This window comes from Pseudomonas sp. E141, from assembly GCF_052659885.1.
This window is the reverse complement of the sequence record NZ_CP084024.1, coordinates 231,912-254,791: the sequence shown is the minus strand read 5'-3', so window position 1 is coordinate 254,791 and position 22,880 is coordinate 231,912. Positions and strand designations below refer to the sequence as shown.

General features: G+C 60.5%; 20 protein-coding genes and 1 riboswitch. Of the genes, 7 read left to right on the top strand and 13 right to left on the bottom strand.

The features are described from left to right. Positions 1-93: 93 nt before the first annotated feature. The 4 genes from GKKCFE_RS01065 to GKKCFE_RS01050 form a co-directional block, all read right to left on the bottom strand. A complete protein-coding gene (locus GKKCFE_RS01065) occupies positions 94-450 on the bottom strand; it encodes a DUF6124 family protein (RefSeq protein WP_445577389.1) in 357 nt (118 codons plus the stop codon). A 935-nt stretch (positions 451-1,385) separates the two neighbouring features. Next, complete coding sequence (gene cpdA, locus GKKCFE_RS01060) at positions 1,386-2,201, bottom strand: 3',5'-cyclic-AMP phosphodiesterase (protein ID WP_445577388.1); 816 nt, start codon at positions 2,199-2,201, stop codon at positions 1,386-1,388. Positions 2,202-2,324: 123 nt separating this feature from the next. Then, the gene (locus GKKCFE_RS01055) at positions 2,325-2,777 is read right to left on the bottom strand and encodes a DUF1249 domain-containing protein (RefSeq protein WP_047225883.1); all 453 of its coding nucleotides are present in this window, start codon (positions 2,775-2,777) and stop codon (positions 2,325-2,327) included. Continuing rightward, on the bottom strand, positions 2,768-3,385 hold the full coding sequence (locus GKKCFE_RS01050; protein WP_139048582.1) for an NUDIX domain-containing protein: 618 nt from the start codon (positions 3,383-3,385) through the stop codon (positions 2,768-2,770). The genes GKKCFE_RS01055 and GKKCFE_RS01050 overlap by 10 nt, the downstream gene beginning before the upstream one ends. 214 nt (positions 3,386-3,599) lie before the next feature. Here GKKCFE_RS01050 and GKKCFE_RS01045 point away from each other — a divergent pair, with 214 nt between their 5' ends. Next, positions 3,600-4,346 (top strand): DUF3298 domain-containing protein, encoded by a 747-nt coding sequence (locus tag GKKCFE_RS01045; RefSeq protein ID WP_139048583.1) that lies wholly within the window; start codon positions 3,600-3,602, stop codon positions 4,344-4,346. Here GKKCFE_RS01045 and cytX read toward each other — a convergent pair. Both cytX and thiC read right to left on the bottom strand, forming a co-directional pair. Then, positions 4,315-5,607, bottom strand: coding sequence for a putative hydroxymethylpyrimidine transporter CytX (cytX, locus tag GKKCFE_RS01040; protein ID WP_339491383.1), 1,293 nt, complete (start codon positions 5,605-5,607; stop codon positions 4,315-4,317). The two genes, GKKCFE_RS01045 and cytX, sit on opposite strands and share 32 nt — an antisense overlap. A gap of 171 nt (positions 5,608-5,778) precedes the next feature. After that, positions 5,779-7,668: a phosphomethylpyrimidine synthase ThiC gene (thiC, locus tag GKKCFE_RS01035; protein ID WP_445577387.1), complete on the bottom strand. Its 1,890-nt coding sequence runs from the start codon at positions 7,666-7,668 to the stop codon at positions 5,779-5,781. Positions 7,669-7,843: 175 nt separating this feature from the next. Beyond that, a riboswitch (TPP riboswitch) is annotated at positions 7,844-7,949 on the bottom strand. 154 nt (positions 7,950-8,103) lie between these two features. Between thiC and GKKCFE_RS01030 the strand changes: the two genes are divergently transcribed. Continuing rightward, a complete protein-coding gene (locus GKKCFE_RS01030; protein WP_316912513.1) occupies positions 8,104-9,543 on the top strand; it encodes a TolC family outer membrane protein in 1,440 nt (479 codons plus the stop codon). Between the two features lie 70 nt (positions 9,544-9,613). On the opposite strand, the gene waaA is transcribed toward GKKCFE_RS01030, so the two are convergent. After that, positions 9,614-10,888, bottom strand: a complete 1,275-nt coding sequence (gene waaA / locus GKKCFE_RS01025) for a lipid IV(A) 3-deoxy-D-manno-octulosonic acid transferase (protein ID WP_188252204.1) — start codon at positions 10,886-10,888, stop codon at positions 9,614-9,616. Positions 10,889-10,910: 22 nt separating this feature from the next. Next, positions 10,911-11,801 (bottom strand): LysR family transcriptional regulator, encoded by an 891-nt coding sequence (locus GKKCFE_RS01020; RefSeq protein ID WP_445577386.1) that lies wholly within the window; start codon positions 11,799-11,801, stop codon positions 10,911-10,913. Between the two features lie 104 nt (positions 11,802-11,905). Here GKKCFE_RS01020 and GKKCFE_RS01015 point away from each other — a divergent pair, with 104 nt between their 5' ends. The 4 genes from GKKCFE_RS01015 (at position 11,906) to GKKCFE_RS01000 (ending at position 15,421) form a co-directional block, all read left to right on the top strand. Continuing rightward, on the top strand, positions 11,906-12,238 hold the full coding sequence (locus tag GKKCFE_RS01015; protein ID WP_047225891.1) for a DMT family transporter: 333 nt from the start codon (positions 11,906-11,908) through the stop codon (positions 12,236-12,238). A gap of 198 nt (positions 12,239-12,436) precedes the next feature. Beyond that, positions 12,437-13,612 carry an NAD(P)/FAD-dependent oxidoreductase gene (locus tag GKKCFE_RS01010; protein WP_274090524.1) on the top strand — a complete coding sequence of 392 codons (1,176 nt, stop codon included), beginning with the start codon at positions 12,437-12,439 and terminating at the stop codon, positions 13,610-13,612. Next, positions 13,609-14,421: an aldo/keto reductase gene (locus GKKCFE_RS01005; protein WP_445577385.1), complete on the top strand. Its 813-nt coding sequence runs from the start codon at positions 13,609-13,611 to the stop codon at positions 14,419-14,421. The genes GKKCFE_RS01010 and GKKCFE_RS01005 overlap by 4 nt, the downstream gene beginning before the upstream one ends. Positions 14,422-14,455: 34 nt before the next feature. Next, positions 14,456-15,421 (top strand): hypothetical protein, encoded by a 966-nt coding sequence (locus GKKCFE_RS01000; protein ID WP_047225894.1) that lies wholly within the window; start codon positions 14,456-14,458, stop codon positions 15,419-15,421. Between the two features lie 152 nt (positions 15,422-15,573). On the opposite strand, the gene hldE is transcribed toward GKKCFE_RS01000, so the two are convergent. From hldE to GKKCFE_RS00975, 5 genes are all read right to left on the bottom strand, one after another. After that, a complete protein-coding gene (gene hldE / locus GKKCFE_RS00995) occupies positions 15,574-16,995 on the bottom strand; it encodes a bifunctional D-glycero-beta-D-manno-heptose-7-phosphate kinase/D-glycero-beta-D-manno-heptose 1-phosphate adenylyltransferase HldE (RefSeq protein WP_047225895.1) in 1,422 nt (473 codons plus the stop codon). Positions 16,996-17,094: 99 nt separating this feature from the next. Beyond that, the gene (cysC, locus tag GKKCFE_RS00990; protein ID WP_445577384.1) at positions 17,095-17,691 is read right to left on the bottom strand and encodes an adenylyl-sulfate kinase; all 597 of its coding nucleotides are present in this window, start codon (positions 17,689-17,691) and stop codon (positions 17,095-17,097) included. 42 nt (positions 17,692-17,733) lie between these two features. Continuing rightward, complete coding sequence (msbA, locus tag GKKCFE_RS00985; protein WP_139048591.1) at positions 17,734-19,524, bottom strand: lipid A export permease/ATP-binding protein MsbA; 1,791 nt, start codon at positions 19,522-19,524, stop codon at positions 17,734-17,736. A gap of 129 nt (positions 19,525-19,653) precedes the next feature. Continuing rightward, complete coding sequence (locus tag GKKCFE_RS00980; RefSeq protein ID WP_188252201.1) at positions 19,654-20,850, bottom strand: O-antigen ligase family protein; 1,197 nt, start codon at positions 20,848-20,850, stop codon at positions 19,654-19,656. Next, entirely contained in the window at positions 20,844-21,956 is a 1,113-nt protein-coding gene (locus tag GKKCFE_RS00975; RefSeq protein ID WP_139048593.1) for a capsular polysaccharide export protein, LipB/KpsS family, read from the bottom strand. The genes GKKCFE_RS00980 and GKKCFE_RS00975 overlap by 7 nt, the downstream gene beginning before the upstream one ends. 282 nt (positions 21,957-22,238) lie before the next feature. On the opposite strand from GKKCFE_RS00975, the gene GKKCFE_RS00970 reads away from it, so the two are divergent. Then, on the top strand, positions 22,239-22,871 hold the full coding sequence (locus tag GKKCFE_RS00970; protein WP_316912509.1) for a toluene tolerance protein: 633 nt from the start codon (positions 22,239-22,241) through the stop codon (positions 22,869-22,871). The last annotated feature ends 9 nt before the right edge of the window (positions 22,872-22,880 follow it).

The following is a 22,880-nucleotide window of genomic DNA, read 5'->3' as shown; positions in this document are numbered from 1 at the left end:
TTCGCGAGCAAGCTCGCTCCCACAGTCGGATTGAAGTACTGCCGCCGGAGACAGGTCGGCGATAAGTGCTCTCCACAATGCTTCCGCTCGGCGCTAGCGCGGATCGACGATATCCAACGCCCGGTTCGCCAACAATTCACTGAGTTCGATCATCTGCTGGACTCCCAGGGCGAAATGCCGACGCGAGCCTTCCAGGTCGAAGGTCAGGTCGCCGAGCATGGCGTTGGCGGAGGCTAGGGTTTCGCTGAGGTTGGCTAGGAGGGTTTCGGTGTCTGCGCTCTCCGCGACGGAGAACAATTGGCTTGAGGGTTGTTTCTTCTTGGGTTGGGGCTTGGGGTCGAGGTAATGGTCGATGGCGCGCTTGGCGGCTTCATCGAGTTTTTGGAGATCGAGACCGGCGTGGGGTGATGAGGGATCAGTTTCGGGGGGATTGGGTGTGGCTTTGAACATAGGGTGACACTCCGTTTACTGGTTGGAGCTACCACGTTCGTTTCCAAGCGAGGGGGTGGCAGCCGTACGCAGGTTGGAAAACCGGGGTAAACGAGCCCGACAGACCCGAAGGTCTCCCGCGCACAGCTGCCATAACGAAAGCATGGTCAAAAAACGACCGCAAGCATACGTTATGAAGGGCGCTTTCGCGCCGTCTACTTATCGGATTTCCAAGCCCGGCCGCTGAATTTGCAGCGACGGAAAAAGACTAGCGACAGCCCTTCCCACCCGGCAACCGCCAGAACTCGTCGGAAAAATCTACTGCAGCCCGGAGGCCTGTCCGACCATTCCCACAATCCTGGTCGGCTGTCAGGCCGCCATCGCGAGCAAGCTCGCTCCCACACAGATTTTTGGTCGTTTATACAATCAGTGTCCACCGCCGATCCCTGTGGGAGCCGAGCTTGCTCGCGATAGCGGTGGGTCTGCTTGCATCGATGCTGAATGTGCTGCCGCCTTCGCGAGCAAGCTTTGCTCCCACAGGTCCTGCTCAAACAGGTTTGATGGATGTACACCCGCTAAAACCAGGCCGGCTATCAGGCCGCCTCGCGGTGGAGGTTGATCTTGGGCGCCCCGTTAACCACGCTGGCCGAACGTAGGTATTGCGTAGTGGGCACCTCGGCATGGATGCCGAGGTAGCCGCGCTGGGCCATGGATGGCCCTTCGCGGCGGGCCCACGGAGCAATGCCTACGTTCGGGCACACCGAGCCTAGGCGAGGTGCCGAGTGGTGGGGCAAAAGCGCTTTGGTTACTTTCGCGCTTTTCGAAAGTGACCCGCCGTAAGGGCGGAACCATAAGTGGCCGTTACCGCAGAAATGGATATATACCCGGTCAACAAAATCCTGGCCAGCTGTCAGGCCGCCATCGCGAGCAAGCTCGCTCCCACAGTTGGGCCGAACTTAATACCCGTTGGAGCCATAGTCAGGAGTGAACGCAAAACCAACCACCCGCTCAACCCCCGTCTCCAACCGCCCATCCGGCAAGAGCCGCAACCACCGATACCCCGGCGCCTGCCCCCCCACCGCAAAATCCTCACTCCCCGGCTCAAACTGAATACAGGTCGAAGGCGAAGCCAACAAACGAACCCCCTCACGCACCTGATCAACTTCCTGATGCACATGCCCCCACAGAACAGCACGCACCTGAGGAAACCGATCCAACACCGCAAACAGCGCCTCAGGATTACGCAACCCAATCGGCTCCATCCACGCACACCCAATCGAAACAGGATGATGATGCAGGCACACCAAGTGATGTCGCTCCGGCGCCTCGCTCAAGGCATTGGCCAACAGAATCAATTGCTCCTCGGCCAAAAACCCCGGCACCGACCCGGGCACAGCGGAGTCGAGCATCGTCACGCGCCAGTTGCCAATATCCACCACCGGATCAAGCAACGCGCTCTTGACCGCCGCCGTGACCATCACCTGCGGCTCGTCATGATTGCCCGGAATCCAACGCGCCGGCGCGTCGATACGCGCACTCAGTTGCCGAAACGCTTCGTAGGACTCCAGCGTTCCGTCCTGGGACAAATCCCCAGTGGCAAGCATCAGGTCAATGTTCGGCTGCTGCGTGAGCACCAAGTCAATGACCGCCTGCAGGCTGTCGCGGGTGTTCATGCCCAGCAACGAAGCGTCGGCCTCGGCAAACAGGTGACTGTCAGACAGTTGGACCAGCAGCGCCGTATCGGCGGTGGTCAAGGTGGATACGCTCGGCAAATCGCTCTCTCCCAGGCGCGACTACGCCATTGGATGAAGCGGCAATTATGCTGGGGAAGATCGAAAGGGGAAACCCGCGAACCGGAACCGGTTCACAACCAGTGTCCAGTTTTTGACCGGCAGCTACCGAACAACCTCGAATTCGTGGCCCAGCGCCAGGCAATGACTCAGCCATTCCCCCAGAAACAGGTTCAACTGGGCCTTTTCATCCGGTTGGTGCATCGACGCATTGGGATAAGGATAGATGCCGCGAAAACGTCGCGCATGTTCGGCGCTCACGACTTCGGCCATGCGCGCATCGTGATAGACCTGCACTTCCAGTTGCGGCACCGGCAACCAGGGCAGGCTGTGTTCCTGGCGCACTTGCAAGGTGGTGGTGTATGGGCAGGTTTGCAGCACTTCAATGGCCAGCACGCCGAGCATCTGGTCGCCATGGGTCACGGCGATGCGCCGGGGCGCGGGGTCGTTGCGCATGTCCGGCAACAAGCGCATCAGGCGGGCGTAGTTGGCCTCGCAGGCGGCCTGCAACCCGACCAGATCGACGCGATAACGGTCGCGCAGCTTGCTTAAGACCATAGCCCCCTCACTTCATCGCGATTCAAGGCCAGCCATTGCAAGGCAATGATGCTGGCCGCGTTGCAGATCTGCCCGTCGCGCACTGCTTGCAAGGCATCTTCAAAAGCCCAGACCTTCACACGAATGTCTTCGGCTTCTTCCACAAGCCCATGCAGGCCACCGGCCCCCACACTGTCGCAACGCCCCAAATAAAGATGCACGAATTCATTGCTGCCGCCCGGCGATGGAAAATACTTGGTCATCGGCCAGAGCGCAGCGAAGACAAGCCCAGCTTCCTCCTGCGCTTCGCGATGAGCAACTTCTTCCGGTTGCTCGTCCTTGTCGATCAGGCCGGCCACCAGTTCCACCAGCCAGGGGTTGGTGGTCTTGCCAATGGCGCCGACGCGAAACTGCTCGATCAGTACCACCTCATCGCGTTGCGGATCGTAGGGCAGCACGCACACCGCGTCATGACGCACGAACAGTTCACGGCTGATTTCACGGCTCATGCCACCGGCAAATAACTCGTGGCGCAGGTGGACGCGATCGAGTTTGTAGAAACCCTGAAAGCAGTTTTCACGCTTTACGATGTCCACGGCGCTCGGTGTGGCGTTGGCGAAATCGGTCATGACAGTCCTCGTTTGCAGCGGATCGATGCGAGGTTCCAGCCTCGGCTTCGCGCCATCCTAGCGCGCCCGTACCGTTTGATGCAGCCCCTTTCCAGTCATCGGGATAGACGGCTGCCCTCAAAGCCACTCTAATGAGCTTAGTGGCGAACTGATTGCCCTGCCGACAGTCGAAGCGGGTAACTTTTCGCCTTTCCCTGTTTCATGAAGGACGCCCATGTCGCTTTTCAAAACCCTTTGCGTGGCCACTATTGCCCTGACCCTGGGCGCTTGCCAAAGCCTGTTCCAACCCAACTACCGCGCTCCGCTGGAAACTACCCGCGATGCCTCGGAACAACTGCAACCAGGATGCGCCAGCGCCGACTGCCCCCTGGTCAACATTGACACCCTGCGCTTTCCCGCCGAGCCGGCCTTGGACGGCATTATCGAGAAACGCCTGCTGCAAATGACCCGCACCACACCGGACGCCCCGCTGGCGCCGACGCTGGCCGCCTACCGCGAGCAGTTTTTGCGCAGCGCCGCGCCACGCAACAGCAGTTACTTGCAAGCCAAGGTACGGGAGCAGCATGACGGCTTGGTGATCATCGAATTGTCCAGTTACCTGGACACTGGCGGTGCGCACGGTACGCCGGGGCGCGGTTTCATCAACTATTCGCGCCAGCAGCACAAAGTATTGACGCTGTCGGACATGCTGCTGCCGGGCCAGGAAGAGGCGTTCTGGAAAGCCGTGCAGGTCGCCCACAACAGCTGGCTGATCAGCACCAAACTGGATCAGGAACCGGAGTTCGTGAAGCAGTGGCCGTTCCAGAAAACCCCGAACGTGGCGCTGACCTACGGCGGCGTGATCCTCAAGTACCAAGTGAGCACCATCGCGCCATACGCCCTGGGCCACATCGAACTGAAGATCGCTTATCCACGCCTCAATGGCATCCTCAAGCCCGAGCTGTTTCCCGGCCGTAGTTGAAAGCCCGGCCCAGTATCAGTTGCAGCACCCCTGCCAGGACCAGCGACGGCAGGGTGGCGCCGATGTCCGGGTAGAAGTTGGCCAGCAGGTGATAGGTACTCACCCCGCCCAGCCAGGCCAACAGTGCCGGCCAGCACAACGCCGCTGACACGACCCGGCTGGCGCGCTTGCGCAGGATGAAGTGGTCCACCAGCACCACACCGAACAGCGGTGCGAACACCGAGCCGATCAGCAACAGGAAATTCTGATACTGAGCCAACGGCGCGAAGCAGGCGATCAAGGTGCAGACCACGCCAATCGCCAAGGCCAGGTGCTCGACTTTCAACCCCGTCAGCATGCCGCTGGACACCGCCGCCGAGTGGATATCAGCGAAGGCATTTTCCGATTCATCCAGCAAAATCAGCAGCAGCGGGATACCCAACCCGGCGCCCGCCAGGGCCAGCAACAGCGCGTTGACTTCACCGCTCGGCGCGAACGCCAGGGTGTAGGCCACGCCCAGGCTCATCAGCCAGAAATTACCGATAAAGAACCCCAGCGCGGTGCCGCCGAAGACGTTTTTTGCGCGTTTGCCGAAGCGCGAGTAGTCGGCAATCAGCGGCAACCAGGACAGCGGCATGGCTATCGCAATGTCGAAACCGACGGCAAACGGCATCGAACCATCTCCCGCCCGCGCCCACAACGCCGCCAGATCAGCCTTGGCAAACAGGTTCCAGGTCAGCCAGATGCACGCCGCCAGCAGCAGCCAGATGCCCCACTTGCGCAGGACCTTACGCACGAACGTCAGCGGCCCGCTCACTGCCAGCAGGGTCGCCAGTGCGCCGAAAAACAATGTCCACAGCAGTGGGTTCGACCCCAGGCTGCCTTCGCTGAAGGCCCGGGCGCCGAGCAGGCTGGCGGCGTCACGCATGACGATGATTTCGAATGAGCCCCAACCGATCAACTGCAGCAGGTTCAACACCGCCGGCACGCTCGCGCCCTTGCCGCCGAGGCTGAGCTTGAGAGCGGCCATGGCCGACAGGCCGGTGTCGCTGCCGATCACCCCGACGGCCGCCAGCAGCAGGACGCCCACCAGCGTGCCGAGGAAAATCGCCAGCAACGAACCGCTCAGGCCCAGGCCCGGCGCGAGCAAGGCGCCGACCTGCAAGACCATCAGGCCGATGCCGAGGGAAAACCACAGGGAGAACAGATCGCGGGCGCCGAAGACGCGCCTGTCCAAGGGGACGGCGGCGTCGGGGGAGTAGGTGCTGGGTTGGATGTTCAAGGGTTGTTATCTCAGAGGAATCTTTGTTGTTTTTTTGGCCGCTATCGCGAGCAAGCTCGCTCCCACAGAGGATCAACGGTGCACACAGACTTTGCGTCCACAGTAAATCCCCTGTGGGAGCGAGCTTGCTCGCGATGAGGGCAGTGAAAACACCGCCCCCCACAGCTCAAATCACACTTTCTTGTACAGCTGGCTGCCTTCCTTCTTGAACCGCTCAGCCTGTTCCGCCAAGCCCTGGGCGACATCGACATCCACCGCTTCAATGCGCTGGTTGGCCGCGTACTCGCGCACTTCCTGGGTGATTTTCATCGAGCAGAACTTCGGCCCGCACATCGAGCAGAAATGCGCGACCTTGGCCGAGTCCTTCGGCAGGGTTTCGTCGTGGTACGAGCGGGCGGTGTCCGGGTCCAGGCCGAGGTTGAACTGGTCTTCCCAGCGGAACTCGAAACGCGCCTTGCTCAAGGCGTTGTCGCGGATTTGCGCGCCTGGGTGCCCTTTGGCCAGATCGGCCGCATGCGCGGCGATCTTGTAGGTGATGATCCCGGTCTTCACGTCATCCTTGTTTGGCAGCCCCAAGTGTTCTTTCGGGGTGACGTAGCAGAGCATGGCGCAACCGAACCAGCCGATCATCGCCGCGCCGATACCGGAGGTGATGTGGTCATAGCCCGGCGCAATATCGGTGGTCAGCGGGCCGAGGGTGTAGAACGGCGCCTCGTCGCAGCACTCCAGCTGCTTGTCCATGTTCTCTTTGATCAACTGCATCGGCACGTGGCCCGGGCCTTCGATCATGCACTGCACGTCATGCTTCCAGGCGATCTTGGTCAGCTCGCCGAGGGTTTCCAGCTCACCGAACTGCGCTTCGTCGTTGGCGTCGGCAATCGAACCCGGACGCAGGCCATCGCCCAGCGAGAAGCTGACGTCGTAGGCCTTCATGATTTCGCAGATGTCTTCGAAGTGGGTGTAGAGGAAGTTCTCTTTGTGGTGCGCCAGGCACCACTTGGCCATGATCGAACCACCACGGCTGACGATGCCGGTGACGCGCTTGGCGGTCATCGGCACATAACGCAACAGCACGCCGGCGTGGATGGTGAAGTAGTCGACGCCCTGCTCGGCCTGTTCGATCAACGTGTCGCGGAACAGCTCCCAGGTCAGGTCTTCGGCCACGCCGCCGACTTTTTCCAGGGCCTGATAGATCGGCACGGTGCCGATCGGAACCGGCGAGTTGCGGATGATCCACTCGCGGGTTTCGTGGATGTGCTTGCCGGTGGACAGGTCCATGACCGTGTCCGAACCCCAGCGAATGCCCCAGGTCAGCTTCGCCACTTCTTCTTCGATGGACGAGCCCAGTGCGCTGTTGCCGATGTTGCCGTTGATCTTCACCAGGAAGTTACGGCCGATGATCATCGGTTCCAGTTCGGTGTGGTTGATGTTGGCCGGGATGATCGCGCGCCCCCGGGCGATTTCGTCACGCACGAATTCCGGGGTGATGACTTTCGGCACACTGGCACCGAAGCTGTGGCCGGCGTGTTGCTGGTCCAGCAGGCCGGCGACGCGGGCCACTTCCAGCTTCATGTTTTCGCGGATGGCGACGTATTCCATCTCGGCGGTGATGATGCCTTTGCGCGCGTAGTGCATCTGGCTGACGTTGGCGCCGGGCTTGGCGCGACGCGGGTTGTTCACATGGGCGAAGCGCAGTTTGGTCAGCTCGGGATCGGCCAGGCGTTCCTGGCCGAAGTTGGAGCTCAGTCCCGCCAGGCGTTCGGTGTCGCCACGGGCTTCGATCCACGGTGAGCGCACATCGGCCAGGCCTTTGCGCACGTCGATGATCACATTCGGGTCGGTGTAAGGACCCGAAGTGTCGTACACCACCACGGGCGCATTGATTTCGCCGCCAAAGTCGGTGGGGGTCACGTCGAGGCTGATTTCGCGCATGGGCACGCGAATATCCGGGCGGCTGCCCTGGACATAGATTTTTTGCGAGCGGGTAAAGGGCTGAACCGATTGCTCATCGACCTTGGCCGAATCACTGAGGTTGGTCGCGTTTTTTGATTTTGTCGTCATCACGGGCTCTCCAGACACACATCCAGGCAGTGGATTTTTGTCGGAGCGAACCTGTAACGAATGGACGCGTCCCTGCACGAGAGTGCGGACGCTGTGCTTGCTGCTCGAGGATGCTCGAAGATCGAAAGTCGATTGTCGAACAACATCCCGGACGAAGCACAAGAGGACTCGCCGGGTGACGAGAAATCTTGTTCCCTACGCAGGCGCTAACCTGATCAGGTTCAACGGGATCCGAAATTATTCGATCTCAGCCTCATAGCAAGGCACCCCGACAAGAACCCGGCCAGTCTAGACACAACCACCGCAGAACGCCATCGCGACGGCAAAAGGCGTGATGAATGGCGCAAATACAGGATTGTTGCCGTGCGCCCGCGCAACTACACTCGCTACGCCGCGCCTCTTGTGCGCAATCATTTGAGAAGTAGGGAACGCCTCATGCTGCGCAAACTCTCACTGGCCCTTGCCGTGTCTTGTGCGTCCAATGGAATGGCCTGGGCTGCCGAAGCGCCCTTGACCACCAAAACCGATCTGGTGAGCGTGTATCAGGAAGCGGTGGACAACAACGCCGACCTGGCCGCCGCCCGCGCCCAGTATGGCGCCCAGAAAGAAGTGGTGCCCCAGGCGCGCGCCGGGTTGCTACCCAACCTGTCGGCCGGTGCCGACCTGAACAACACCCGTACCGAGCTCGACCAGCCAGCCATGACCGCCTCCCGTAGCGGTACGGTCTACCAGGCCACGCTGTCCCAGCCGATTTTCCGTGCCGATCGCTGGTTTCAGTTCCAGGCGGCGAAGTCGGTCAACGAACAAGCGTCGCTGCAACTCTCGGCCACTGAACAGAACATGATCCTGCAAAGCGCCGAGAGCTATTTCAACGTGCTGCGCAGCCAGGACAACCTGGCCTCGACCAAGGCCGAGGAAGCGGCGTTCAAGCGTCAGCTCGACCAGTCCAACGAGCGCTTCGACGTAGGCCTGTCGGACAAGACCGACGTGCTGCAATCCCAGGCCAGCTACGACACCGCGCGAGCCAACCGGATCCTGGCCCAGCGTCAGGTCGACGACGCCTTCGAAGCCTTGATCACCCTGACCAACCGTCAGTACAACTCGCTCCAGGGCATCGTCCACACGCTGCCGATCCTGCCGCCGGCACCGAACGACGCCAAGGCCTGGGTCGATACGGCCGCCAAGCAGAACCTCAATCTGCTGGCCAGCAACTACGCCGTCACGGCCGCCGAAGACACCCTGCGTCAGCGCAAGTCCGGGCATGCCCCGACCCTCGATGCGATCGCCCAATACAAAAAAGGCGACAACGATGGCCTCGGTTTTACCAACCCCAGCCCTACCGGCCAGCGTTATGGTGGCGATGCCGAGCAACGCACCATCGGCCTGCAATTGAGCATCCCGATCTACAGCGGCGGGCTGACCAGCTCTCAGGTGCGCGAATCCTACTCGCAACTGACTCAGACCGAACAACAGCGCGAGGCCCTGCGCCGGCAGGTGGTGGAGAACACCCGCAACCTGCACCGGGCGGTGAATACCGATGTGGAACAGGTCCAGGCCCGCCGCCAGTCCATCATCTCCAACCAGAGCGCAGTGGAAGCCACGGAGATCGGTTACCAGGTGGGCACGCGCAACATCGTCGATGTACTCGATGCCCAGCGTCAGCTGTACACCTCGGTGCGCAACTACAACAACGCCCGCTATGACTACATCCTCGACAACCTGCGGCTCAAGCAGGCAGCGGGTACGTTGAGCCCGTCGGATCTGCAGGACCTGTCGCGCTATCTCAAACCCGACTACAACCCGGACAAGGACTTTCTACCGCCGGATCTGGCACAGGCTGCGGCGGAGCAACTGCGCTCGCGGCCGGCGCAGTAACCCCTCGGAGGGAAGCCCCCTCAGCAACCTCCTGTGGGAGCAAGCTTTGCTCCCACAGATATTCAGTCGCTCAGTCAATCAACCGCCCCAACCCCTCCAACAACCGTTGCAACGCGCCCTGGTTGGTGCGCATTACCGCAAGCCCCGCCTCGGCCATGCGCTGGGCATCGCGGGGCAGTTCGAACAGGCGTTGTACCGCCAGGGCCAGGCTTTCGGCATCTTCGACTTCCGCCAGCGCCCCGGCAGCCCGCAGTTGCGCGGCGATTTCGAGGAAGTTGAACAGGTGCGGCCCGCTGAGCACCGGCTTGGCCAGTGCCGCCGGTTCCAGCAGGTTATGCCCGCCGTTGGGTACCAGGCTGCCGCCGACAAACGCGCTGTCGGCCAGCGCGTAGAGAAACAACAGCTCGCCCATGGTATCGCCCAGCAGCACCGAGGTCTGGGCAGTGACGGGCCGTGCGCTGGAACGCCGCACCGTGGCGAAACCTTCGTTCTCACACAATTGATGCACTGAATCGAAACGCTCGGGATGGCGCGGCACCAGGATCAGCAACGCATCGGGATAACTGGCGAGCAACCGACGGTGGGCGGCCAGCACCACCTCATCTTCGCCTTCATGGGTACTGGCGGCGATCCACACCGGGCGTTCCGTCGCTTGCCACTCATGGCGCAAGGCGCTGGCGTTTTCCAGCAGTTGCGGGTCGATGGTCAGGTCGAACTTGATCGAACCGGTGACCTCGACGGTTTGCGCCCGGGCACCCAACTGGCGCAAGCGCTCGGCCTCGGCTTCGGTCTGGACAGCGAACAGGCTCATCTCGGCGAGCATTGGCCGGGTGAGTTTGGGCAAACGTGCATAACCGCGCGCAGAACGCTCCGACAGTCGCGCGTTGGCCAGGGCAACAGGGATGCCGCGCCTGGCGCATTGATGAATGTGGTTGGGCCACAATTCGGTTTCCATGATCACCGCGAGCACCGGGCGAACCCGATCGAGGAAACGGTTGGCCGCGCAGGGCAAGTCGTAGGGCAAATAGCAATGCTGGATGCGCGGCTCGTTGGCGAACAACGCCTGGATGCGCTCGGAACCGGTGGGCGTCATGCAGGTGACCGTGATCGGCAGCTGTGGATAACGTTGCAGCAAGGCGCGGATCATCGGCGCGGCGGCAATGCTCTCGCCCACCGATACGGCGTGGACCCAGATGCCTCCCGGCACCATCACCGGCAACCCCCAGGAAAAACGCTCGCCGATGCGCCGGGCGTAGGCCGGCGCCTTGCGTGCCCGCAACCAGAGCCGAATCGCTACCAGTGGCAGCCCCAGATAAAACAATGCGCTATAGAGAGTTCTGTTCATGGCGGCGGAGTTTATCGGGTTTTCAGCCGATCGCCTGCAACTGCACGGCAAAACGTTCCGCCAGCCAGCGCGCGGCCGGGCCCAACGGCTCGTCGCGGCGCCAGACCAGCTCCACCACCAGGGCCGGCGGGGTCCACTCACTGTTGAGCTCGACCATATCCCCCAGGTACGCCGGGTACTGCACCACATGCCGTGGCAGCCACGCCCAGCCCAGGCCGCTTCTCAGCCATTCGGCCAAGACGTAGAAACTGTCGGCGCGCCAGACCTGCGGGCTGGCCTGTTCACTCCCAGGGTAGACACTGGACTGGGTCGCCATGAGCAATTGCCGATGCCGGGCCATTTCCAGGCAGGTCACGTAATCATGGCTCGCCAGTGGATGCCCCCTGCCACAGACCGTGACCATCTCGACGCTGCCCAGCACCCGGCGCTCCAGCGCTTCGGGGATCTGGTCGTGATAAAACAGCAACCCCAGGTCAGCGCGGCGCTCCACCAGTTTGCGCGCCACATCGCCCTGCGCAGCGCTGGCCAGTTGCACCTCGAGGGTCGGGAACCGCTCGGCCAGGGCCGCCAGGCTGTCGATGACCGGCTGATAGGGCATCGCCTCATCCTGAGCCAGGCGCAACATCGCCTCCTGACCGCGCATCAGGGCCAGGGCCCGGCCATTGAGACGCTCACACTGGCGCAGCACTTCCCGCGCCTCTTCCAACAAGGCCTCGCCGGCTTCGGAGAGCTTCGGCTGGCGGCCACTGCTGCGCTCGAACAGCGTCACGCCCAGGTCGGTTTCCAACAACGCAATCGCGCTGCTAATGGCCGATTGAGCCTTGCGCTCGTCCCGCGCCACGGCGGAAAACGAACGTTTCTCGGCGACACCGACAAACAGCCGCAATTGCTCCAGATTCCACAGAACACTCATGCCCCGACCTATCTCGTATACAGATAGGTAATGACTTTACCCCATCTGACAGCGCCCTAAAATGTCCACACAGAAAGACGCACCCTTCAAGAGGATTTTCGCCTATGAACGCTTACTACTACCTGGCCATCGCCATCTGCGCCGAAGTGATCGCCACCGTGTCGATGAAAGCGATCAAAGGCTTGAGCACACCCCTGCCTCTGCTGCTGGTGATCGCCGGCTACGGCATCGCATTCTGGATGCTGACCCTGGTGGTGCGCACCGTTCCGGTGGGCGTGGCATATGCGGTCTGGGCTGGGATGGGGATCGTCATGGTCAGCGTGGCGGCGCTGTTCATCTACGGGCAGAAGCTGGACGTGCCGGCGATGCTGGGGATGGCGTTGATTGTGCTGGGGGTGGTGGTGATTCAGCTGTTTTCCAAGACTGCCGGGCACTGAAGCTGCAAGCTGCAAGCTGCAAGCTGCAAGCTGCAAGCTGCAAGCTGCAAGCTGCAAGCTGCAAGCTGCAAGCTGCAAGCTGCAAGCTGCAAGCTGCAAGCTGCAAGCTGCAAGCTGCAAGCAAAGGCTATCCCTCTTGCTTGTAACTTGCAGCTTGAAGCTTGAAACTTGCCGCTTCATTTCCCGCGAGGTCGCTGCATGCCATCCGTTATTTCCACCGACGTTCTGATTGTCGGCGCCGGAGTCGCCGGCCTCTGGCTGAATGCGCGCCTGCGCCGCCAGGGCTTTTCGACTGTGTTGGTGGAAAGCGCCAGCCTCGGCGGCGGGCAGAGCATCAAATCCCAGGGCATCATCCATGGTGGCGCCAAGTACGCCTTGCACGGTGCCCTCACCGGCGCCTCGGAAGCCATCGCCGACATGCCACGCCGCTGGCGCGAAGCCCTGGCCGGCGAGGGCGAACTGGATCTGTCCGGCGTGCGCCTGCTGTCCGAAGCTCACTACCTCTGGTCTCCCGGCACCCTGGCCGGCAACCTCACCAGCTTCTTCGCCAGCAAGGCCGTGCGTGGGCGGGTCGATCAGGTCAAGGGCGAGCAACTGCCGCCGGCCCTGCAAGACAAGCGCTTCAAGGGCAAGGTCTATCGCCTGGCCGAGTTGGTGGTGGACGTCCCCAGCCTGCTTGCACGGCTGGCAGATCTGGCCGGCGATGGTTTGCTGGCCGGCAAAGATATCGAGCCGTTGCGCGACGGCGACGAACTGATCGGCCTCAAGGTTGATGGCCGCGAGATCCGCGCCCAGCGTATCGTCCTCAGCGCCGGGGCCGGCACCGCCGATCTGCTCAGTGCCCTGGGCCTGGAGCAACCGGCCATGCAGCGTCGGCCGTTGCACATGGTGCTGGTCAAGGGACCGAGCCTCAAGCCGCTGTACGCTCACTGCCTGGGGGGCGGGCCGAAGCCGCGCATCACCGTGACCACCCACCCGGCCGCCGATGGCCAATGGGTCTGGTACTTGGGCGGCGACATTGCCGAAGCCGACGGCGTGGCCCGCGAGCCCGCCGCGCAGATTGCTACCGCCCAGAAAGAACTTGGCCAATTGCTGCCCTGGGTCGACCTCAGCGCCGCACAATGGGCCACGCTGCGGGTCGACCGCGCCGAACCGCTGCAATCGGGCCTGACCCGCCCGGACAACGCCTTTCTCGCCGAACAGGATCGCCTGCTGGTGGGCTGGCCGACCAAACTGGCCCTGGCCCCGGATTTTGCCGATCGAGTGATCGCCACGCTGCAACGCGATGGCATCGCCCCCAGCCATCCGGCGCCATTACCGGACCTGCCGAAACCGCCCATGGGCATCCCGGCCTGGGAGCAACTGCTGCCATGAGCCAACCGACCCTGCACGACATGCATCGCCCGCTGGGCAATAACGGCCCGCGGGTTTCACCCCTGGGCCTGGGGACCGTCAAGCTCGGCCGCGACCAGGGGGTCAAATACCCCAACGGTTTCCAGATTCCCGATGACGACGAAGCGCGCATGCTGCTCAAACTGGCGCGTGACCTGGGCATCAACCTGATCGACACCGCGCCGGCCTATGGCCGCAGCGAAGAACGCCTGGGCACGTTGTTGCGCGGCCAGCGCCAGGATTGGGTGATTGTCAGCAAGGTCGGTGAAGAGTTCAGTGACGGCCAGTCGCACCACGATTTCAGTGCCGCCCACACCCGACTCTCGGTGGAACGCAGCCTCAAGCGCCTGGAAACGGACTACATCGACATGGTGCTGGTGCACTCCGACGGCAACGACCTGGCAATCCTCAACGACAGTGAGGTCTACCCGACCCTGGCGGCGCTCAAGCGCGAGGGCAAGATCGGCGGCTTCGGCTTTTCCGGCAAAACCGTCGAGGGCGGTTTGAAAGCGCTGGAGCAAGGCGATTGCGCGATGGTCACCTACAATCTGAACGAACGAAACGAGAAGACTGTCATTGACTACGCAGCCTTGCATGGCAAGGCCATTCTGGTGAAGAAAGCCTTGGCCAGCGGTCACGTCTGCCTGAACCCTGGCGTGGACCCGGTCCGGGCCAGCTTCGAACTGTTGTTTGAACATCCCGGTGTCGCCAGTGCTATTGTCGGCACCATCAATCCGCTGCACCTCGCCCATAACGTCGCGACCGTAGCCAAGGTCCTACGTAAAAACTGACGCCGCCCTGCGCGGCCTTAAGGAAGGAGCCGACATGCCGCGCACGCTCATCAGAAAAAACCCCAGCAACTTCAAGACCCTGCCCCTGTTCGTCGAAGCGACACCCGAAGGCCTGACTTACCAGAGCGTCGGGATGCCATTGAATTTTTCCCAGACCTTGCAGCGGCGCCGTCCGGTGACGGTGGACGACCCCGAGCGTTTTTCCCTGGAACTGGCAAACCTCGGTGTCTCGGTGCGCCTGACCCTGCACTGGCAGAACCGCGACTATTGGGTGCTGGTGCGCCAGCGTCGACAGGACCGCGGCGACGTGGTGCTCAAGTTGATTTCCGGTTATGTCCCGGCCCATGAGCTGAACCTGCCGCTGCTCACCGCCATCAGTGAAATTGCCGAAGAATGCCTTCTGGAAACCCCCGAGGGCTGGCTTGGCGGACGCTTCAATGACACCTGGTTGCCCGCGCCCTACGCCACCGCCCTGCATTATCGTGAAGCCTTGCCGTTTCGCCTGACGCCGCTGTCCGGTTCGGCCCGCCCGGTGCGCAGCGCCAACCTGCAACTGATCGAGCGACCACGCGCCTACGTGCACCTGCCGACGGCCTCGCTGCAACTGATTTACGATTTGCGCCTGGATGTGCCCAAGGAAGCCAAGTCCCTGAGCCTGTTTCATGTGGATGAACGCCTGGAGGGAGACCAACTGGTGGCGCGCCTGGACCGCAAGCGACCCGATCTCTACCTGATGCCGCTACAGGACGGCCAACCCTTGCCCGAGCTGTACACCTTGAAGAAGGATCAACTGTACCCGGCCAGCACCCGCGGGCTGTACCTGGCGGAGAGTTTTGCCAGGCAGGACGGATGGCTGGTACGAGACGAGCGGATTCGCTGGAAGGATTGGCTGCACCAGCAAGGGCTGACGCCACCGGGCAAGGAGTCGGGGCTGACCCGGCTGAGGGGCAAGGCCCGGCAATTGCTCAAGAAGATCGTGCCACGCAAGGTGGCTCGTTAACGTCATCGAGTTGATGATGGGCCCTGTGAGAGCGAGCCTGCTCGCGATAGCGATGTGTCAGCCAAATCGAGGCTGACGGGGCCAACGCCATCGCGAGCAGGCTCGCTCCCACAGGTTGGCGCATTGCCTGACACATTGTCACCAGCAAAGGCTCAGTGATTGCGGATCTTTTCCACAATCGCCGTCGTCGAGCTGTTTTCCACCAGCCCCAACACCTTCACAGTGCCGCCGTAGGCCGCGACAATGTCCGCTCCCACGACCTGATCGATCCCGTAGTCACCGCCCTTGACCAGCACATCCGGCTTGACCTCGCGCAGCAGGTTTTCCGGCGTGCCTTCGCTGAAGCTGATCACCCAATCCACCGCGCCAAGACCAGCCAGGACCGCCATGCGCCGGTCGACGCTGTTGATCGGCCGACCCGGTCCTTTGAGACGACTCACGGATGCATCGTCGTTGACCGCGACGATCAGGCGATCGCCCTGGGCCCGGGCCTGCTCGAGGTAGGTCACGTGACCGGCATGCAGGATGTCGAAGCAGCCGTTGGTGAACACGATCGTCTCGTTGTGGGCACGGGCGTCGTCGACGGCCAGCAGCAATTGCTCCAGGCCCAGCACGCCTCGCTCGGAGCCTTCTTCGCGCTGGATCGCGCGGCGTAGCTCCGGGGCGCTGATGGCGGCAGTACCGAGCTTGCCAACGACAATGCCCGCCGCCAGGTTCGCCAGGGCCACCGCATGGGGCAGTTCCTCGCCGGCGGCGATGGCCGCAGCCAGGGTGGAGATCACGGTATCGCCGGCACCGGTCACGTCGAACACTTCACGGGCACGAGCCGGCAGGTGCAACGCTGGATGATCGGGACGCAACAGGGTCATGCCATGCTCGCCACGGGTCACCAGCAAGGCGCCGAGGTCGAGGTCTTGCATCAGCTGTGCGCCTTTGCTCACCAGTTCGTGCTCATCGGCGCAACCGCCGACGATGGTTTCGAATTCGCTGAGATTCGGCGTGATCACGCTCGCGCCGCGGTAGATCGAGAAATCCTTGCCCTTGGGGTCAGCCAGTACCGGAATGCCACGGGCACGAGCGGCCTGGATCAGCGCCTGATGGTTTTTCAACGCACCTTTGCCGTAGTCCGACAACACCAGCACCTTGACGCCTTCGAGCAGGTTATCGACCTCCGCCCCGAGGGCCAGGGGATCGGTGGCGAACGGTTCTTCGAAATCGATCCGCAACAGTTGCTGGTGACGGCTCATGACCCGCAGCTTGACGATGGTCGGCTGGTGCGCAACGCGCTGGAAAATCGCCCGCACGCCGGCGCCATTGAGGCTATTGGTCAGGCTATCGGCGGCTTCGTCGTCACCGGTCACCCCCACCAGAGAGGCCGGCGCACCGAGGGCGGCGATGTTCAAGGCAACGTTGGCGGCACCACCGGGACGGTCCTCGATGTGTTCGACCTTGACCACCGGAACCGGCGCCTCAGGGGAAATCCGTGAGGTACCGCCATGCCAATAGCGGTCGAGCATGACATCGCCGACCACCAATACAGGGGCTTGATCGAATCGCGGCATGGACAACTTCATGGAGCATCCCACATACAAAATGAACAGGGCCGCGATATTAGCACAGGGTTGAGGAAGGCTCTTGCATGGCTGTAAGCGGATGCGACAGCAGTTCTGGAGTCAGCGCTGGAGCAATGCCCACAACCGCTCGCAGGCCTCGCTCAGCGCTAGCTCGCCCGTGTCGATATCGCAATCGGGCTCCAGGGGGGCTTCGTACGGGCTGTCGAGACCGGTGAAATTTTTCAACCGTCCGGCCCGCGCTTCCCGATAAAGCCCCTTGGGGTCACGCAGGGCACAAACCTCGAAAGACGTGCTGACATAGACTTCAAGGAAAGCACCCTCGGGAAACAACTTGCGTGCCGCTTCGCGGTCGGCGCGAAATGGCGAAATGGCCGCAACGATGACAATCAGTCCGGCGTCGACCATCAACCGTGCCACTTCGGCGATACGCCGGACGTTTTCCTTGCGGGCTTCAGACGTCATGCCCAGGTCGCTGCACAAACCTCGGCGCAAGTTGTCGCCATCAAGCAGACAGGTATGAAGACCACTGCCGTGAAGCCGTACTTCCAGCGTATTGGCCAGTGTCGACTTTCCCGCCCCGGAAAGTCCGGTCAACCATATGCATCGCGGTTGCTGGGATTTGATCGCCGCCCGGGCCTCGGGAGAAATCGAGAGCCCATGCGGCTGTTGTAGCGAGACCTTTACCGTTCCATCCATAGCCGAGCCTCTCGCGAATATTGAAATCGCGCAAAACCGAAATCAGGCGAAGGTACCTTTCGTCACGTCGTCGGTGCCATCGATGAAATCCTTCTCATGCAAGCGGGCGTATAAACCGTTCAGTGCCAACAACTCTGAATGAGTACCTCGCTCGACAATACGCCCCTTGTCCATCAGCAGGATCAAGTCAGCCTTCTCGATGGTAGACAAGCGATGGGCGATCACTAGGGTGGTGCGTCCCTTCATCACTTGGTCCAGAGCTCCCTGGATGTGGCGCTCAGACTCGGTGTCGAGGGCCGAAGTGGCCTCATCCAAAATCAACAGGGGAGCGTTCTTGAGCAGGGCCCGAGCGATCGCCAGGCGCTGGCGCTGACCGCCGGAAAGCAGAACACCGTTTTCGCCCACCAAGGTGTCGTAACCCTGAGGCATTTGCTCAATGAATTCGGCCGCGTAGGCGTCTTCGGCAGCCTTGCGCACGTCCTCGAACGGGGCGCCTGCCAGGTCACCGTAGGCAATGTTGTTGGTAACGCTATCGTTGAACAGGGTGACCTGCTGAGTCACCAGGGCGATGTGACGACGCAAGTTAGTCAGCTTGTATTGCTCTACGTCCAAACCGTCGAGCAGGATCTGACCTTTGTCGTGATGATAAAAGCGCGGAATCAGGTTGGCCAAGGTCGACTTGCCGCTGCCTGAGCGCCCTACCAGCGCGATCATTTGCCCTTCTTCTGCGGTAAAGGAAATGTCGTCGAGCACGAGTTTTTCGGTGCCTGGGTACTGGAAGCTCAGGTTGCGCACCTCCAGGCGACCGTTTACACGAGCGATTTCCTGAGTCCCCGTATCCACTTCCGGCTCTTCGTCTAGTTGCTCGAAAATACTGTCCGCTGCCGCCAATCCTTTCTGGATCGTGGCGCTGACTTCCGACAGTTGACGAATGGGCTTGGGCAGCAAACCCGCAGCAGTGATGTAGGCGACCAGCTCACCGGCAGAAGCATCGCCGCGAAGATAAAGCACCAAGTACATCAGTACGGCCATACCAATATAAATCACCAGTTGCAGCATCGGCGTATAGATCGACTGGGTGCGGGTCATGCCCAGGCTGCGGTTCATATTGTCAGCACTGGCCTTGTGGAACCGTTCGATTTCGTAGGCTTCACCGCCAAAACTGCGAACGACACGGTAGCCCTGGATCGTCTCCGAAGCCACATGGGTCACATCACCCATCGCCACCTGGATTTTCTTGCTCTGCTTGCGAAATTTCTTGCTCGCGCTACTGACCATCAACGCGATGAAGGGAAGGATCGCCAGCAAGACGAGCGTCATTTTCCAGTTGCTATAAAGCAGGTATCCGAAAAGGAATACGACGGTCAGGCCTTCGCGGATCACCACTTTGATCGCATCGGTCGCGGCACCGGTGACCATGGTCACATTATAGGTAATGCGTGAAATCAGGTGCCCCGAGTTATGGTTGTCAAAATAGCGGTTAGGCAGGGTCAGCAAGTTGTCGAACAGGGCGCAACGCAGGTCATGAACCACGCCACGGGCGACCTTGGCCAAATAGTAGTTACCTAGAAATGAGCCTATGCCTTGATAGACAGCAATGAGCACGATCAACAATGGCACGCCAAGCACCAGTGAAATCCCCATAAACTGGGTGTCGCTGGGCTTTTGCAAAGCGTCGAGAAAGTGCTTGAGCATGTCCGCCAGCATCGGTTGACTGGATGCGAACAGCACGAAGCCGATGATACTGATGGCAAAAGCTCCCCAGTAAGGGAGCACGTATTTCAGCAACCGCAGGTAAATCTTCATGCTCGATTGCTGGTCGGGATTGGCCATTCGGTGCGCCTCGGACATTTGAAAAGAGAGACAAGCTGCGGATTGTAACAGCGAACCCATTACAACATCGGCTCAGTCAGGACGGCCGCCAAAAGCGCAGAGACAGTGTTCGCATCAGCGCCGCAGGCATCAAGAAACGGAAGCGCTTTGCTTGGCGTCTGTAGTTGCCGTTTTCCCACGAGCAGCCAATACGATACTCACGGCGATCGGCAGCCATGTGATCAACCAGTCCGCGTTGGGTTTGAGCCAAAGACCAATGCCATCCGTCAGTAACGATGCCCCGGAAAAAACCCACAGCGCCAGCAACATTTGCCCCAGCGGTTGCGCTCGCGAAATCCAACCACGCCAACCAACCGCCAGCCACAGCCATCCGAATAACAGCAGACCAGGAACACCGAGGCGCACGCCGATATCCAGGAAGAGGTTATGGGGGTGCTTGAATGAACGTCCGATTTCAGGGATCGGGATGAGATATTCATGGAATCCTAACCCCAACGCCCAGTGTTCCAGTAGCAATTGAACGCCGCCGCTCCATAGCTCCGGACGAAAGGAAACACCACGCTGGAGAAGGATCTGTGGCTTGTACAGAGCAACAGATGCCACGCCCAGGATTACCAGAAAGATCAAGGCGGCCCACAAGCGTGACGGTCGCGCCGCCCCCATTACAAGTAGACAGGCCAACAAACCGATCCACACACCGCGCGTCTGACTGAAGCCAAGGAACAGGGCATACCCCAGGGCCGGAATCAGCAACAACACCATTACGCGGGGGCTGAACCGTTTGGTCTGAAACGTGAAGGCGCCAATAATCGCCAAGGCCCCCACTGCATGCGCAGCCATGATCGCTGCGTCCCACAAGCCTATGGCAATCACCCGAGCGTTGAATGGCTTGACGGACAGTTGATAGAAGTAGACCCACGAAGCCGCTGCAAAAAAACCTCCGACAATCGATGCGTACAGCAGCATGGACTCGAACCGCCACTTACTGTTCTGTGCAGCCAATAATACGCCCAGCAGAGTTAGCGCAGCGTAAAGTGTCACCTTGCTCTTGCCGAAGACGTCATCCCCCCCCTGCAGCGCCAATACCAGTAGGGTCCAGGCCACAAACAGGATGAAGAGCAGACATTCCGGCTGCCTGAGCAATGAGCGAAAATCCCGACGAAACAGCGCCAACAAGGCGGGTAGCCACAATAGGAAAATCAAACTCTGGTGATAAAGCTTGTTACTCGGTAGTACCCATGCTCCACACAGCAGTATCAGAAATCCGGTCGATGCCCACAACGTCAGTACATCTTTGTCGATGAGCCTTCTCACTGCTGCTAGCACTCGGTTTTCCCCAGCATTCTGTTAGCGACCCGCTGCAACTGGGCGTTGTCGGCATTTTTCCAGCCGCCCTTGATGCAATAGTGTTCAGAGAGGTAGTGAAGGAAGTTGCGTCTCAACTGATCGTTGAGCGGCCATTGCGCAAACGCGCGCGCCAGCCCCATTAGCTGCTCGGCATTATCGGCGTGCATCACCAACCCCTCGATATTGAAGAACGCCTGGCCCAAGGTCAGCACCGGCTTACCCAAAAGCAAAGCCTCAAGGCCCACCGTTGAGTTCAGCGTGACCACAAACTGACTGGCCTCGATCAATTGCTGGGTGGAGTTGCCATTGGCGAACAACAGACGAGCGTGAGTGCGTTCATGCAAATCTGGATAGTGCTGGCGGCTGGATGGATGTTCTTTGAAGACCACTGTCAAACCGGTCTCGTCGGCCAGGCGCTCACCCAGGGCAAACATCTCCCGCATGTTCCGAACCCAAGGAGAAAACAACCGAACCTGACTATCGCGGTCATCCTGAAACGGAATAAAGACGAATTGCTCAGGTAATACTATTGGGGGAGGACCGCTGGCACGGGGCTTACGAGGAATCAGGACAGGCGCCGCCTGATGGTCAGGCACGGGATAAGGATAATTGAGATAAAAATCGACCTCACGCGGAACGGCGTTCAGGAAATTCACACCCTGGGGGTCAACGGTCGTGGTGTCGGGTAACAAGCCATTCTCGAAGAAGAACGTCTTACACCCAGGCGCAGCCAACGCCATTAACAGTTGGCAGTATCGATGTCCCCCATTCCAGAATACCAGCACATCGGGACGCTCGCGGTCGAGCAGGGCCTGGACACGCAACGCAACCCAGAGGAGTTCCAGACGTAACAATAAGCGATACAAGCGACCGGTGCTCTTATTCTTGACGCGCCGTTCCTCGCATTTTCTTTCGATCAGGTTTGGGCTGTCGATTCGCGAAAGCACCCTGGATACTCGTAAGGATCTCGGCCAGGGCATCTCTGAAGGAGTAACGACTGTACCTTGTAGCTCGGTCTCATTAAGCAATCGATTGAAATAAAGCCCCTGATGCTTGGCCAGGGAAATGAACAGCATTTTCGTCATAGGGTGTCCAGAAAGTAGGCCGCATTCACCTACCAAAGTGTTTCATAACCGCCGTGCGACCAGTCCGCAGACATTAACATCCCGCTATTCAACGGCCCGCGCATAGGAGACTGCCAACATGAATCAAAAGATAACTAGTCGATGGCAATGCCCGGGCAGCCCGCGCAAACAGGGGCATGCACCTCCTGAAAATTGGCACGACTATACCACAGCGGTTTTTTGCAGCATGCACACTGCGGTAACATACCCGGCTGCCCACCACGGGCATGCCTTGGAGCCTTGATGCAAACGCTCGATCACATTTCTTACCTCAACATGCGCGAAGACGCTGACGTTCTCGAAGCCGACGGCAAAGGGGACAAAGTTCTGCGTCTTGCCGATGGATCGATACTCAAGCTATTTCGCCGTAAACGCCTGCTGACCTCTGCCCTCTGGGCACCCTACGCCAAGCGCTTCGCCGACAACTGCAGAGCACTGCAGGAACGAAAAATCGAGTGTCCGAGAATTCGCCGGATTTATCGCATCCCCAGTATCGAGCGCGATGCAGTGCATTACGACCCATTGCCTGGGCGAACCCTGCGTCAGTTACTCGGCGTCGAGGGGAATGATGATCTTCGCGCACGGCTGGGCGAATTCATTGCCGGCCTACATGAAACCGGCATCTACTTTCGCTCCGCACATCTGGGCAACGTGGTATTGACGCCCCACAACACGCTTGGACTGATCGATGTCGCAGACCTGCGCTCTCAATGCAAGCCTCTGCGCAAAGGCCTACGCCTACGCAACTTCAAACATATATTGCGCTATCGCCAAGACCGCGAATGGCTGCTCAAGGACAACCAATTTCTTGAGCACTACCTGAACAATCAACACGTCTGCAGCGAGCGTGAACTGAACCAGGTGCTCAACCCCTGAGCCCCCAGC